12 protein-coding genes and 3 pseudogenes are annotated in these 13,202 nt (G+C 63.6%); 6 read left to right on the top strand and 9 right to left on the bottom strand.

The window, feature by feature from the left end; all coding sequences use genetic code 11:
• Positions 1-239 (top strand): annotated as a pseudogene (locus J2X15_RS04065) (tripartite tricarboxylate transporter permease); the annotation flags it as partial.
• A gap of 73 nt (positions 240-312) precedes the next feature.
• Here the strand turns inward: J2X15_RS04065 and J2X15_RS04070 are convergent.
• A pseudogene (locus J2X15_RS04070) lies at positions 313-462 on the bottom strand (Lrp/AsnC ligand binding domain-containing protein); the annotation flags it as partial.
• 125 nt (positions 463-587) lie between these two features.
• On the opposite strand from J2X15_RS04070, the gene ctlX reads away from it, so the two are divergent.
• The gene (gene ctlX / locus J2X15_RS04075; RefSeq protein ID WP_310339719.1) at positions 588-1,520 is read left to right on the top strand and encodes a citrulline utilization hydrolase CtlX; all 933 of its coding nucleotides are present in this window, start codon (positions 588-590) and stop codon (positions 1,518-1,520) included.
• 11 nt (positions 1,521-1,531) lie between these two features.
• Here ctlX and J2X15_RS04080 read toward each other — a convergent pair whose 3' ends face one another.
• The 6 genes and pseudogenes from J2X15_RS04080 to nadC all read right to left on the bottom strand — a co-directional run bounded on the left by J2X15_RS04080 (position 1,532) and on the right by nadC (position 7,292).
• Complete coding sequence (locus J2X15_RS04080; protein WP_310339721.1) at positions 1,532-2,725, bottom strand: FAD-dependent monooxygenase; 1,194 nt, start codon at positions 2,723-2,725, stop codon at positions 1,532-1,534.
• Between the two features lie 14 nt (positions 2,726-2,739).
• Positions 2,740-3,969: an EAL and HDOD domain-containing protein gene (locus J2X15_RS04085; protein WP_310339722.1), complete on the bottom strand. Its 1,230-nt coding sequence runs from the start codon at positions 3,967-3,969 to the stop codon at positions 2,740-2,742.
• Positions 3,970-4,046: 77 nt separating this feature from the next.
• Positions 4,047-4,745: pseudogene (locus tag J2X15_RS04090) on the bottom strand (glutathione S-transferase N-terminal domain-containing protein).
• A 118-nt stretch (positions 4,746-4,863) separates the two neighbouring features.
• Positions 4,864-5,304, bottom strand: coding sequence for a hypothetical protein (locus J2X15_RS04095; RefSeq protein ID WP_310339723.1), 441 nt, complete (start codon positions 5,302-5,304; stop codon positions 4,864-4,866).
• Positions 5,305-5,319: 15 nt separating this feature from the next.
• Positions 5,320-6,423, bottom strand: a complete 1,104-nt coding sequence (gene nadA, locus J2X15_RS04100) for a quinolinate synthase NadA (RefSeq protein WP_310339725.1) — start codon at positions 6,421-6,423, stop codon at positions 5,320-5,322.
• Positions 6,423-7,292, bottom strand: coding sequence for a carboxylating nicotinate-nucleotide diphosphorylase (nadC, locus tag J2X15_RS04105; protein WP_310339727.1), 870 nt, complete (start codon positions 7,290-7,292; stop codon positions 6,423-6,425). The genes nadA and nadC overlap by 1 nt, the downstream gene beginning before the upstream one ends.
• 91 nt (positions 7,293-7,383) lie before the next feature.
• Between nadC and J2X15_RS04110 the strand changes: the two genes are divergently transcribed.
• The 4 genes from J2X15_RS04110 to panC all read left to right on the top strand — a co-directional run bounded on the left by J2X15_RS04110 (position 7,384) and on the right by panC (position 10,313).
• Positions 7,384-7,590: a DUF3460 family protein gene (locus J2X15_RS04110; RefSeq protein ID WP_310339728.1), complete on the top strand. Its 207-nt coding sequence runs from the start codon at positions 7,384-7,386 to the stop codon at positions 7,588-7,590.
• A 64-nt stretch (positions 7,591-7,654) separates the two neighbouring features.
• Positions 7,655-8,503 carry a segregation and condensation protein A gene (locus J2X15_RS04115; protein ID WP_310339729.1) on the top strand — a complete coding sequence of 283 codons (849 nt, stop codon included), beginning with the start codon at positions 7,655-7,657 and terminating at the stop codon, positions 8,501-8,503.
• Positions 8,504-8,584: 81 nt separating this feature from the next.
• Positions 8,585-9,478 carry a 3-methyl-2-oxobutanoate hydroxymethyltransferase gene (gene panB / locus J2X15_RS04120; RefSeq protein WP_310339731.1) on the top strand — a complete coding sequence of 298 codons (894 nt, stop codon included), beginning with the start codon at positions 8,585-8,587 and terminating at the stop codon, positions 9,476-9,478.
• 10 nt (positions 9,479-9,488) lie between these two features.
• Positions 9,489-10,313 (top strand): pantoate--beta-alanine ligase, encoded by an 825-nt coding sequence (gene panC, locus J2X15_RS04125; RefSeq protein WP_310339733.1) that lies wholly within the window; start codon positions 9,489-9,491, stop codon positions 10,311-10,313.
• A 14-nt stretch (positions 10,314-10,327) separates the two neighbouring features.
• On the opposite strand, the gene J2X15_RS04130 is transcribed toward panC, so the two are convergent.
• Together J2X15_RS04130 and J2X15_RS04135 are read right to left on the bottom strand one after the other, a co-directional pair.
• Positions 10,328-10,819, bottom strand: coding sequence for a cyanophycin metabolism-associated DUF1854 family protein (locus J2X15_RS04130; protein WP_310339734.1), 492 nt, complete (start codon positions 10,817-10,819; stop codon positions 10,328-10,330).
• Positions 10,816-13,080 (bottom strand): cyanophycin metabolism-associated ABC transporter, encoded by a 2,265-nt coding sequence (locus J2X15_RS04135; RefSeq protein ID WP_310339736.1) that lies wholly within the window; start codon positions 13,078-13,080, stop codon positions 10,816-10,818. The genes J2X15_RS04130 and J2X15_RS04135 overlap by 4 nt, the downstream gene beginning before the upstream one ends.
• Positions 13,081-13,202 lie beyond the last annotated feature (122 nt).

Below are 13,202 nucleotides of genomic sequence, written 5' to 3' on the forward strand. Positions count from 1 at the left end.
TCGGCTACCTGTTCATCAAGCTGGGCACAGAACCTGCTCCGCTGCTGCTGGGCTTTATCTTGGGCCCGATGATGGAAGAGTATTTGCGCCGTGCGCTGTTGCTGTCCCGCGGGGACTGGAGCGTGTTCCTCACGCGTCCGCTGTCAGCCAGTTTGCTGGCCGCGGCCGTGCTGCTGCTGGTCGTGGTGCTGATGCCTTCCATCAAGGCCAAGCGCGAAGAGGCGTTTGTTGAAGATTGAATCGGAATCGCTCCTGAATTGCTATCAATTCAGGAGCTTTCCACGCACATTCCACGCGAGCTAGCAGCACTTTTTACTTGTACGTAGAGAGCAGCAGGCTGGTTTCGGTGGTGGCAATGCCGTCGATCTGGCGGATGGTGCGCAACACCGCGTCAAACGCGTCCAGCGAATCGGCGCGTAACTCCGCCGCGGTGTCCCATCGCGCGCTGGTGCTCTGCAGGGCGGTCGGTGTTGTCCATGGGGCTTCTTTCACAATGCCAGAGACAAATGGCATTTTGTTCCATCAGCCAATCTTTTTGCCAGATTTGTGCACTTCTGTCTGGCGGCACCCCGCCGAACAATGGCGCCATGCAACACCGCGTCTTCCCCCAAGCCCCCCGCGCCGTGGTCATGGTGCGCCCCCACCACTTCACGCCCAATCCGCAAACCGCGGCCGACAACGCCTTCCAGCGCAGCGATGCAGCTCGCCAGGCCGATGAGGTGGCACAGCAGGCCTATGCCGAAGTCACCGAGGCCGCACGCACCCTGCAGCGGCATGGCGTGCAGGTGCACTTGTTTGAGGACGAACACCCCGGCCGCACACCCGATGCCGTGTTCCCCAACAACTGGTTTTCCACCCACGCGGGCGGCCATGTGGCGCTGTACCCCATGTACTCGCCCAACCGGCGGCTGGAGCGGCGCGTGGACGTGATCGAGATGCTCAAAGCGCAGTACCGCGTGCAGGATGTGATCGACTACTCGGGCCTGGAACCCGATGGCCTGTTTCTGGAAGGCACCGGCGCCATGGTGCTGGACCATGTGGCGCGCGTGGCCTACACCGCGCGCAGCAACCGCGCCAACGCGATTGCGCTGGAACGCTTTGCCACCCATTTCAACTACGAGCCCATGGCCTTTGACGCGGTGGACGCACAGGGCCGCGCCGTGTACCACACCAATGTGCTGATGTGCGTGGCAACTGACTTTGCGCTGGTTGGCTTGGATCTGATTCCTGACACCGCACGCCGCGCCGAAGTACGGCAGCGGCTGGAAGACACTGGGCGTGAGGTCGTGGCGCTCAGCGCCGCGCAGATTGGCGAGTTTGCCGGTAACGCGCTGGAGCTCAGCAATGGCCGAGAGCGCCTGCTGGCCCTGTCCAGCCGCGCGCTGGCCAGCTTGCAGCCACAGCAGATCCAAGTGCTGGAACACAGCGTGCGCCTGGTGCCGCTCAGCGTGCCGACCATTGAACTGGCCGGTGGTTCGGTGCGCTGCATGCTGGCCGGCGTGCACCTGGCGCCACGCTGAAGCCCAGGCGCTTAAGCGGCCACGGGACTCAAGGGCAAGCCTTGGCTCCAACCTTGCGCCATGCCCGCAGCCATGGCCGCGTAGTCCGTCTCACGCGCCACGCGGTTGCGCTGCGCAATGCCCGCAGCCGGTGTGTGAAAAATACCGCGCGCCAGATGGCGGCCCGCCAGGGTGATGCCCGCTGTCTTGGGCTGGCGCAACGCCGCAAATTGCTGCCAGGCCTGCGGCACATCGTCGCCCTGCGCCTGCACACACTGCGCCAGGTGCCACGCATCTTCCAGCGCCTGGCAGGCGCCCTGGCCGGAGGTCGGCAGCGGTGCGTGCGCTGCATCACCCAGCAACAGCACATTGGCGCGCTGCCACTGCGGCGTGGGGTCGTGGTCGTGCAAAAAGATCTGGTGGATGCCGCCGTCAGGCGTGCCCGCCAGCGCCTGCTGCACGGGCGCGGGCCAGTGGGCAAAACGCCGGGTCAGTTCCGTCCGGTAGTGCGCAGGCTCCGCTTGGCCCAAGGGCGCTGCGGCACCGCCCGCCCAGTAGGCCCGCTGCGGTGACAGGGCCACCACGCCAAAGCGCTCGCCCGTACCCCAATAGTCCAGCACGGCCCCGGGCTCAAACACCGGCTCCGCCGTTTCACAAATGCCGATCCAGTTCACAAAGCCCTGGTACACCGGGCGGGCAGCGTCTTCCGACCCCAGCACAAAGGCCCGGCAACGCGAGCGCATGCGGCCCTCAGTGCCCAGCACCCAGTCCGGCTGTACCGTCGCGCCATTCTCAAAGATCAGCTGCGTAGCCCCCGCCCCGGCCTCTTCCAGCGCAACCACATCGCGCAGGCGCTGGCCGTAGTGCAGCACCACGCCCAGTTCCAGCGCGCGCGCCAGCAGCGCATGCATCAGGTCGTGGCGCAGGATGGCCATGCTGGCGTGGCCCATGGCCGCGTCAATGACACGCACATCGATGCAGCCCAGCCATTCACCACCAGAGGTGTAGCGCTGCATGGCGTGCACGCGTGTGCCGTGCGGGCGCAGGGCCTCCCACACGCCCAGCATGTCGAGCACCCAGCTGGCATTGGGCCAGCTCACGATGCCCGCGCCCAGGCTGCGGATGGCGGGGGCCCGCTCGTACACGGAAACGGAGTGACCAGCTTGGCGCAATGCAATAGCGCTGGCCAAGCCTGCCACCCCGGCACCGATCGTGGCAAAGTGCATGCGGTATCCCGGTTCTATTGGTACACCGCGTCCGCCCAAATGATGGCTTCCATCTGGGCCACGTTGATATCGCGGTACGACAGGCCCAGGCGCTGGGCGGCCTCGGCAAACACGGTGGCGTCTTCCATCTCGCAGGCAATGGCCATGGCCAGCAGGTCCATGTACTTGCCGGTGCCTTTGAGCAGCGCCTCGGTAATGGCACCGTCCAGTCCCAACATGGACACAGCTTCGGCCAGCGTGCAGCCCAGCATGCGGTCCAGCAGCGAGAACAGGCCGATGAGGAAAGCCTCTTCCAGCTCTTCGGGTGACAAGGTTTTGGCCCCCAGCAACTCCATCATCTTGGCGCGCACCACGGCCATATTGCCCGCCAGCGTGGGCTTGCCGTCCACGCCGGCCGTCATCAGCATGGCGGCCCAGCGCTGCAGCCGCTCGTTGCCCAGCAGCATCACGGCCTGGCGGATGGAGGTGATCTTGGTGCGCAGGCCCAGGCCGGCAGAATTGATCAGGCGCAGCAGGTTGAAGCCCAGTGCGGCGTCCTTCTTGATGGCCAGTTCCACCTCGTCCACATCGGCTTCGCTGCGAAGCTTGCTGAACAGGTGGGCCGCGCTGGCCTGGCTGGGGCTGACCACTTGCGACTTCACCACCTCGGGCCGTGAGAACCAGTAGCCCTGAAAAAAGTGAAACCCCATGTCGCGGCAAATCTCAAACTGCGCGGCACTCTCCACCTTCTCGGCCACGGCAATGGCGCCGGTGCGGTTCTGGATCGCGTCCACCAGTGGCTTGAGCTTGGCAGGGTCGATGGCACGCACGTCCACCTTCACAAAGTCAGCAATGCCCTGCCAGGACTTGTAGACCGGCGCCACCACCGTGTGGCTGAAGGCCAGCCGGAAACCGCGCTTGCGCAGCGTCATCAGCTTGAGCCGCGACTCTTCAATGGTGGCAGGGTCATGCTGTGCCACGGGCGGCACTTCGATGATGGTGCGCTGGGGCACCAGAAAGTCCCAGTGCGAGCCGGTCAGGCTCTCGTGCGTGACGTTGAGGAACAAGTCGGCCTGGGCATTGACCAGTTTGGTTCCGCTCTGCGCCATGACGTTGAGCACCAGCGACACGTCACTGGCCAGGGTGTGCTCCCGCTCGCCCTGGGTGCGGTTGAACAGCTCGTAGCCCACGATGGACTTGTCGGCGTCCACGATGTGCTGCCTTGCAATCGAAAAACTCGCAACCTCAGATACATCTGCTTCCATGAAACTCACGGCCACCTTTCCGCAGTCCGGTGGAATGGCCCACCGCCTCCCTGCAACGCAATGATGCCTGAGCCTGGTTAGGACGGAATCGTCAGACCCTTGACCACTGCGGGCCGCGCCACAAAGGCTGCCAGCACGCGCGCTACTTCGGGGAAGTTGGCAAAGCCCACCAGGTCTCCCGCACCGTAGAAGCCAATCAGGTTGCGCACCCAGGGGAAAATGGCGATATCGGCAATGCTGTAGTCGTCCCCCATCATCCACTGGCGACCTGCCAGGCGCTTATCCAGCACGGCCAGCAGGCGCTTGCTTTCGTCAATGTAGCGATCGCGCGGGCGCTTGTCTTCAAAGTCCTTGCCGGCAAATTTGTGGAAGAAACCCACCTGGCCGAACATGGGGCCAATGCCACCCATCTGGAACATCACCCACTGGATGGTCTCGTAGCGCTTGGCGGGGTCTTTGGACATGAGCTGGCCCGTCTTCTCCGCCAGATAGATCAGGATGGCACCCGACTCGAACAGCGGCAGCGGCTGGCCGCCGGGACCGTTGGGGTCGATGATGGCGGGGATCTTGTTGTTGGGGTTCAGCGAGATGAATTCGGGGCTGAGCTGGTCGTTGGTCTGGAAGCTCACCAGGTGCGGCTCGTAAGGCAGGCCCAGTTCTTCCAGCGCAATGCTCACCTTCACGCCGTTGGGCGTGGGCAGGGAGTACAGCTACAGGCGGTCCGGGTGCTGGGCGGGCCATTTGGCGGTGATGGGGAAGGTCGACAGATCGGTCATGGTGCGTCCTTTTGCTCTGATTTTGATAGCTACTCACGCATATTCCGTGGGGGCTAGGGGCTTAAAACGCTGAGATTACCCGACTGTGAATGCCCAGGCACCGGCTGGGGGTACCGGCTTATTTCTTCTTGTCGGCATCCACGCGGTTCAGCGGGCCAAAGCAGTCGTCCTTCGATTCGCTGTAGCACGCCCAGTACTGGCGGCCCGACGGTGCAAAGAACAGGTAGTTGGTGAACCGGAGTCCGGTATCGTCGCTGCTGGACTGGGCGCAGTCCTGGCCTCCGTAGTCCTTCACAACCTCGGCATCGAGCCTGTAAAAACCTTGGGCGTTGGGCTTGGCGGCGATGGTGTAGCGGCTCTCGGTCTTCTCTGCACCGCTGAGCGCGCTGTAAGTGCCATCGGCGCGGTAGTCATACACCTCGGTGCAGGCGACGTCTGCGCGCGTCCAGGTCCAGCGTCCGACCAGTAGCCGGCTGCCGTCGCCCTCTTGCGGCAGCGCCGCGCTGGCCACGGTTGCAGTCGCCAGCCATGCCACCAACATGATGAAGGGAGTACGCATGGGAAGACTTCGGTGTTACGCCGCGCCAATATTCGGAATCAGCCCGCCCACGGGTTGGCCATTCTTCAGCGCTGCAGTGAAGGCCAGCATGCGGTCGATGGGCAGGCGCGCGCGTTCGATGAGGGTCGGGTTCACCTTAATTTCGTTGATGCCATGCTCCAGCACCATGGCCACGCCAGCCAGGCCGTTCATGGCCATCCACGGGCAATGGGCGCAGCTCTTGCAGGTGGCGCTGTTGCCGGCCGTGGGGGCTTCGATGAAGGTCTTGGTCGGGTTGAGCGTGCGCAGCTTGTGCAGCATGCCGTTGTCGGTGGCGACGATGAAGGTATCCGCCTCCAGCGTCTGCGCGGCCTTGAGAATGCCGCTGGTGGAGCCCACGGCATGGGCCAGGGCCACAATCTCTTTGGGCGATTCCGGGTGCACCAGCACTTTGGCCTGGGGGTGTTCCTTCATCAGCGCTTCCAGCTCAAAGGCCTTGAACTCGTCGTGCACGATGCAGGCGCCTTCCCAGAACACCATGTCGGCGCCGGTCTCGCGCTGGATGTAGCCGCCCAGGTGCTTGTCAGGTGCCCACAGAATTTTCTGGCCCTTGTCCTTGAGCGCACGCACGATGTCGAGTGCACAGCTGCTGGTCACCAGCCAATCGGCGCGGGCTTTCACCTCGGCGCTGGTGTTGGCGTAGACCACCACCGTGCGGTCCGGGTGGGCGTCGCAAAACGCATTGAATTCGGTGATGGGGCAGCCCAGGTCCAGCGAACACGTGGCGTCCAGGTCGGGCATCAGCACGGTCTTGTGCGGCGACAAAATCTTGCTGGTCTCTCCCATGAACTTCACGCCCGAGACCACCAGCGTCTGGGCGCTATGGTCACGGCCAAAGCGGGCCATCTCCAGCGAGTCACTCACCAAGCCACCCGTTTCCTCGGCCAAGTCCTGCAGGTCCGGGTGCACATAGTAGTGCGACACCATCACTGCATTCTTTTCCTTGAGCAGGCGCTTGATCCTGTCCTTCAGCGCCACGCGCTGCGCGGGCGTGGGCTCCACCGGCACGCGCGCCCAGGCGTGCTGGGTGCTGCAGGCGGGTTGCTCGTATTCGACGTCAATTACATCGGTGGCAGACATCACAGCTCCTCAAAGCGCATGGAGAAGTCGGTGGCCTTCACGTCTTTGGTCAGCCCACCGATGGAGATGCGGTCCACACCCGTGGCGGCAATGGCACGCACGGTGTCCAGGCTCACGCCACCCGACACTTCCAGAATCGCACGCCCAGCGTTCAGCGCCACAGCCTGCACCAGGTGCGCCAGCGTCATGTTGTCCAGCAGCACCATCTTGGCGCCGCAGTCCAGCGCCTCGCGCAGCTGCTCCAGGGTTTCCACCTCCACCTCGATGAACTTGGCACTTTGGGCCAGCTGGTTGGCGCGCTGCAGTGCGGCGGTAACCCCACCGGCCGCGGCGATATGGTTTTCCTTGATCAGCACGGCGTCAAACAGGCCGATGCGGTGGTTGGTACCGCCGCCCGCGCGCACTGCGTACTTCTGCGCCAAGCGCAGGCCGGGCAGGGTTTTGCGCGTGTCCACAATGGCGGCGCGGTTGCCGGGTACCGATTCGACCGCGCTGACAAAAGTGGCAGTCTTGGTGGCCACGGCGCTCAGCAGCTGCAAAAAATTCAGCGCCGTGCGTTCGGCCGTCAGCAGCGCCTGGGCGTTGCCCTCGATCTCCATCACCACCTGGTCGCCATAGCAGCGCTGGCCTTCGCGCACATGCCAGACGATGGCGGCGCTGGGGTCCAGCGCCCGCACCGCCGCGGTGGCCCAGGCTTCGCCGCAGATAACCGCCGACTCGCGCGCCAGCACGCGGGCGCGGGCGCGGCGCGTGGGGTCGATAAGGGCTGCGGTCAGGTCACCAGCCCCCACGTCCTCCAGCAGGGCACGGGCCACATCGGCCTGGGCCAGGGTGGCAATCTCGGTAGGGCTAAAGTCGAAATAGGTCATAGGACGGCAAGGATAACGGCATTGGCGGGGCCAGTCAGGGCCCCAGGGCTTGTTGCGCCGCAGCTAAAATGGCTGCAACGAGGACACCCCCATGAGCATTTTCCGCCGCCCCGATTACCAATCCGAAGTCACCCAGTTCATTGACCACCTGAAAGTGGCCAAGCCCACACTGGAAGCCGAGCAGCGCCAGGGCCGCGCCCTGCTGTGGGACAAGAAGATCGACCGCAACGCGGTGAAGGAATACGGTGAGGCCCGCGTGGAGCAAAAGCCCTACGTCTACCAAACTGACGCCAAATAATTATCAAATTGGCCTCAAGCCCCCGTAAATATTGCGCGGGTAGCTCTCAAATCCATAGCAAGCCATGAGTACCACCCCTGCGGATAGCGGCACGGATACTGCCGCCATTGCGGTCATGCCCGAGGTGGTAGACCGGGTGGCGCTGGCGCGCCTGTACGGCGAGCCGCTGTTTGCGATGCCACAGGATTTGTACATCCCGCCAGACGCGCTGGAGGTGTTTCTGGAGGCCTTCGAAGGCCCGCTGGACTTGCTGCTGTACCTGATCCGCAAGCAGAACTTCAATATTCTGGACATCCCGATGCTCAGCGTGACCAAGCAGTATCTGGTCTACGTGGACCAGATCCGCAAGCACAACCTGGAGCTGGCGGCCGAGTACCTGCTGATGGCGGCGATGCTGATTGAGATCAAGTCACGCATGCTGCTGCCGCCCAAAAAGGTGGCCGAGGGCGAAGAGGCCGAAGACCCACGCGCCGAGCTGGTACGCCGCCTGCTGGAATACGAGCAGATGAAGCTGGCCGCGGCCCGCCTGAACGCTATCCCCCAATTTGGCCGAGATTTCCTGAAGGCCGAGGTGTTTATCGAGCAAAGCCTGCAGCCGCGCTTCCCCGACGTGCACCTGGTGGACCTGCAAGAGGCCTGGCGCGACATCCTCAAACGGGCCAAGCTGGTACAGCACCACAAGATCAGCCGCGAAGAGCTCTCGGTGCGTGAGCACATGAGCATCGTGCTCAAACGCCTGCAAGGTCGCCGCTTTGTCGGTTTTGAAGACCTGTTCGACCCCAGCCAGGGGTCGCCCGTGCTGGTGGTGACCTTCATCGCCCTGCTGGAGCTGGCCAAGGAAACCCTGATCGAGATCACCCAGGCCGAGGCATTTGCCCCGATTTACGTGCGCCTGGCGTACTCGCCGACCTGATCTCCCAAAAAGCCCCTGCCGCGCGATGCGGTTAGTATTCGGGCCGCAAGCACCCCAACCCTGTTGATGGAGTCCCCTCCCATGGCCCAAGAACCTGCTGGCAATGCGTCTGCCGCTGCGTCCCCCTACGGCACACTGCCCCCGGCCTCGCCCATGGCGACGCGCAAACCCATCAGCCTGCCACGCATCCAGGAAATGCACACGCGCGGCGAAAAAATCACCATGCTCACCGCCTACGACGCCACCTTTGCCGCCGTAGCCGATGCCGCAGGTGTCGAATGCATTCTGGTCGGTGACTCGCTGGGCATGGTCTGCCAGGGGCTGCACAGCACCGTGGGCGTGAGCCTGCAAGACATGGCCTACCACACCGAAAGCGTGGCACGCGGCCTGCGCCGCGCCCAGGGCACCGCCTGGCTGATTGGTGACCTGCCGTTTGGCAGCTACCAGGAATCCAAGGAACAAGCCATCCGCAGCGCCAGCGTGCTCATGCAGGCCGGCGCCCACATGGTCAAGTTAGAGGGCGGCGGCTGGACCACCGAGGTGGTGCACTTTTTGGTGGAACGCGGCATTCCCGTCTGCGCCCACCTGGGCCTGACGCCACAAACCGTGCATGCCCTGGGCGGCTACCGTGTGCAGGGCCGCGGTGATGTGGCCTCCGAGCAGATGAAGAAACATGCCCTGGCGCTGCAAGACGCTGGTGCCACCATGGTGGTGCTGGAAATGGTGCCCGCACCGCTGTCCGCAGAACTCACCAAAGAACTGCCCCACTGCGCCACCATTGGCATTGGTGCTGGCAAGGGCACGGCCGGCCAGGTGCTGGTGCTGCACGACATGCTGGGCGTGAACCTCGGCAAGAACCCCAAGTTCGTACGCAACTTCATGCTTGATGCCACCAGCATCCGCGGTGCCATGGAAGCCTATGTGGCCGCCGTGAAGAACGGCAGTTTCCCCGACGATTCTCTTCACGCTTGGTGAACACACGCCTATGCAACTCCTCCACACCATTGCCGACCTGCGCGCGGCCCTGAACCAATACCGCCACCCTGCCGTGGTGCCCACCATGGGCAATCTGCATGCGGGCCACCTGGCGCTGGTGCGCCAGGCCAAGCCGCTGGGCGACGTGACGGTCAGCACCATCTTTGTCAACCGCCTGCAGTTCGCGCCGCACGAAGACTTTGACACCTACCCGCGCACGCTGGAGGCCGACTGTGCCCAGTTGGAAGCTGCGGGCTGCGACATCGTGTTCGCCCCCAAAGAGGCGGAGCTCTACCCCCAGCCACAGACCTTCAAGATGCACCCGCCCACCGAGCTGGCCGACATTCTGGAAGGCCACTTCCGCCCCGGTTTTTTCATTGGCGTGTGCACGGTCGTCATGAAGCTGCTGGCCTGCACGCAGGCGCGCACGGCGCTGTTTGGCAAGAAGGACTACCAGCAGCTCATGGTGATCCGCAACATGGTCAAGCAATTCGCCTTGCCCATTGATGTGGTGGGCGGCGAAACCCAACGCAACGAGGCGGGACTGGCCCTGTCCAGCCGCAATGGCTACCTGAGCCCCGCGCAGCGCGAGGAAGCGCTGCTGCTGTCCGCCACGCTGAAGAAAATTGTGGCGGCCCTGCGCGCGGGAGAGAAAGATGTGGCCCGCCTGGAGGCCGAAGGCATGAACGCCCTGCGCAGCGCGGGCTGGTTGCCCGACTATGTGGCCGTGCGCCGCCAGGCCGACCTGCAAGCGCCGCAAGCCGGTGATGCGCTGGTAGTACTAGCCGCCGCGCGACTGGGCACCACGCGACTCATCGACAACCTGGAGGTGTAGGTAACAGGGTCGGTTTACAGGAACCGGTCCAGCACCCGTTTGCTGTGCGCGTCCAGCGCAAACTGGTCGCGCACCAGGTACTGAATGCCATGCGCATCGGCAATCAACAGCGCGTGTTCCTTGCCAATGCGGCGGATATCTTCATCGCCACGCAGCACAAACTCGGTGTCGCCCCGGTCCGTCTTCACGGCCCAGGTGCAAGGGGTGGAATAGCTGGTGACCGAGACAATGCGCTCAATCACCGGCATGAACTCCCGCGTGGCCAGCTCAGCCCGGATCAGGCCCTGCGCGGGCTCGGGCACCTCGGCCAATAAATCGACCCAGGCAACCTCTTTGCCATCAGTGCTCACCAGCGAAATGCCGTCGTCGGGCGACTGGATGGGGAAGGCGCGCACCGGCACCACGCCTTCAAAGCGTTCGCCCGCCGCATTGGTCAGCACCAGCTTGCCAAATGATGTGCGCTCCAGGCTGAAGCGCGTGGTGGTGATGGAAGTCAAAGCACTCATTTCACGTCATCCATATCCATGTCCATATTGCGCGCCTGCGCCTGGTAGAGGTTGAAGTAGGCCCCTTCGGCCGCCATCAGCGCGTCGTGCGTGCCCTCTTCCACCACCCGTCCGCGGTCCAGCACCACCAGGCGGTCAGCCCGGTGCAATGTAGACAAGCGGTGGGCAATGGCGATGGTCGTGCGGCCTTGCACCAGGTTCTCCAGCGCCTTCTGGATTTCCTTCTCGGTCTCGGAGTCCACCGACGAGGTGGCCTCGTCCAGAATCAAAATGCGCGGGTCAATCAACAGCGCACGCGCAATCGAGATGCGCTGGCGCTCCCCGCCCGAGAGGCCCTGACCCCGCTCGCCCACCATGGAGTCGTAGCCCTGGGGCAGGCGCAGGATGAACTCGTGCGCATGGGCGGCACGGGCCGCAGCAATGATCTGTGCCCGTGTGGCATCGGGCTTGCCATAGGCGATGTTGTCGGCAATGGTGCCGAAGAACAAAAACGGCTCCTGCAGCACCAGGCCAATGTTCTGGCGGTAGTCCGAAATCGCGAAGGAACGAATATCCACCCCGTCCACCAGAATCGCACCCTCGGACACATCGTAGAAGCGGCAAATCAGGTTGACCAGCGTGCTCTTGCCCGATCCGCTGTGGCCCACCAGGCCAATCATCTCGCCGGGCGCAATCTTGAGACTGATGCCGCGGTTCACCTCGCGGTTGCCGTAGCGGAAGCCCACATCGCGCACCTCAATGCTGCCCTGTACCTTGCCCATGGGCACGGGGTTCACGGGCTCGGGTACGCTGGACACATGGTCCAGGATGTCAAAAATGCGTTTGGCCGCTGAGGCCGACTTTTGCGTGACCGAGACAATGCGGCTCATGGAATCCAGCCGGCCATAGAAGCGGCTGATATAGGCAATGAAGGCGGTGAGCACGCCCACGGTGATCTGTCCCTTGGACACCTGCCAGATGCCAAAGGCCCACACCACCAGCAGGCCCAGTTCGGTCAGAAACGACACGCTGGGGGAGAACAGTGACCAGATCTTGTTGATGCGGTCGTTCACCGCCAAGTTGTGTTTGTTGGCTTCGCGGAAGCGGTTGGCCTCGCGTCGCTCCTGCGCAAAGGCCTTGACCACGCGGATGCCCGGAATGGTGTCTGCCAGCACGTTAGTCACCTCACCCCAGACACGGTCAATCTTCTCGAAGCCGGTACGCAGGCGGTCGCGCACAAAGTGGATCATCCAGGCGATGAAGGGCAGCGGCACCAGCGTCACCAAGGCCAGCCAGGGATTGATGGAGAACAGAATCAGCGCCGTCATCGTGAGCATGATCACGTCGGTCGCAAAGTCCAGAAGATGCAGCGAGAGGAACACGCAGATGCGGTCACTCTCGCTGCCAATGCGCGACATCAGATCACCCGTGCGCTTGCCGCCAAAATATTCCAGCGAGAGGCGCAGCAGGTGTTCGTAGGTGGTGGTGCGCAGGTCCGCGCCAATGCGCTCGGACACCAGCGCCAGGATGTAGGTCTTGGCCCAACTCAGCACCCAGGCCGCCAGCGCGGAGCCCAGCAACCCGCCCATGTACATGGTGACCAGCATGGGGTCGATAGTCTGCCCGTTTTGGAACGGGATTAGCACGTTGTCCATGAGTGGCATGGTCAGGTAGGGCGGCACCAGGTTGGCCGCCGTACCCAGCAGGGTCAGCACGAAACCCAGCAGCAATTGCCCGCGGTAGGGCTTGGCAAAGCGCCACAGGCGAAACAGCGTCCAGGTGCTGGGCGGGGTGTGGACCACCTTGGTACAGACCGGGCACTCTTCTTGGTCCGGCTCCAGCGGGGCCTTGCAGCTGGGGCAGACCTGCGTCAACGCCTGGGCCAAGGGGCGGCCCGACACGGTACTTTCGAGTTGCGCCTGAAATTGGTCCACCAGGCGGATCGCCTGCAGGTTCTGCCCCAGCGTAAAGCGCCAGGTGCCCAACAAACCCATTGGGTTCAGCAGGTCCAGATGCCCCACGCCCGCGTGGTCGTGGTGGTGCAGGCTTTGGCCGGGTTGCAAATCCCAGGCCTGCCAGACGCCCTGGGAGCCCGATCGGCTTAGCAGACGCTGGTTGGTGACCACCACCAGGCCCTTGACGAAGCGCAGTTGCTGGTCAAGGTCAACCTCCAGCGAGGCCAATACGTTCTCTTGGGATCGGAGCTGCAGTTGCACCTCGTCGCGCCACAGCGGGGAAATCTCGCCAAACGGCAGGGGAGCAGCCAGTGCTTCAGTGGTCATTAACAACAACGGATAGGTTTTTATTCAAAAATGCGGGGGATTACAGGCCCCAGGGCCCTCCCGACGTCAGCCTGACGATATTACGCCCTGCCACCAGTGTGCCCACCCCGCCAACGCCGGGT

It is taken from the genome of Rhodoferax saidenbachensis, assembly GCF_031457975.1.
Classification (GTDB): Bacteria; Pseudomonadota; Gammaproteobacteria; order Burkholderiales; family Burkholderiaceae_C; genus Allorhodoferax; species Allorhodoferax saidenbachensis_A.

What these genes read in the sequence shown, in the direction of transcription:
- J2X15_RS04135 (WP_310339736.1), bottom strand. Translation starts at nt 13,080, where the DNA reads ATGACCACTGAAGCACTGGCTGCTCCCCTGCCGTTTGGCGAGATTTCC.
- panC (WP_310339733.1), top strand. Translation starts at nt 9,489, where the DNA reads ATGCAACTCCTCCACACCATTGCCGACCTGCGCGCGGCCCTGAACCAA.
- J2X15_RS04110 (WP_310339728.1), top strand. Translation starts at nt 7,384, where the DNA reads ATGAGCATTTTCCGCCGCCCCGATTACCAATCCGAAGTCACCCAGTTC.
- nadA (WP_310339725.1), bottom strand. Translation starts at nt 6,423, where the DNA reads ATGTCTGCCACCGATGTAATTGACGTCGAATACGAGCAACCCGCCTGC.
- J2X15_RS04115 (WP_310339729.1), top strand. Translation starts at nt 7,655, where the DNA reads ATGAGTACCACCCCTGCGGATAGCGGCACGGATACTGCCGCCATTGCG.
- panB (WP_310339731.1), top strand. Translation starts at nt 8,585, where the DNA reads ATGGCCCAAGAACCTGCTGGCAATGCGTCTGCCGCTGCGTCCCCCTAC.
- J2X15_RS04080 (WP_310339721.1), bottom strand. Translation starts at nt 2,725, where the DNA reads ATGCACTTTGCCACGATCGGTGCCGGGGTGGCAGGCTTGGCCAGCGCT.
- J2X15_RS04130 (WP_310339734.1), bottom strand. Translation starts at nt 10,819, where the DNA reads ATGAGTGCTTTGACTTCCATCACCACCACGCGCTTCAGCCTGGAGCGC.
- ctlX (WP_310339719.1), top strand. Translation starts at nt 588, where the DNA reads ATGCAACACCGCGTCTTCCCCCAAGCCCCCCGCGCCGTGGTCATGGTG.
- J2X15_RS04085 (WP_310339722.1), bottom strand. Translation starts at nt 3,969, where the DNA reads ATGGAAGCAGATGTATCTGAGGTTGCGAGTTTTTCGATTGCAAGGCAG.
- nadC (WP_310339727.1), bottom strand. Translation starts at nt 7,292, where the DNA reads ATGACCTATTTCGACTTTAGCCCTACCGAGATTGCCACCCTGGCCCAG.
- J2X15_RS04095 (WP_310339723.1), bottom strand. Translation starts at nt 5,304, where the DNA reads ATGCGTACTCCCTTCATCATGTTGGTGGCATGGCTGGCGACTGCAACC.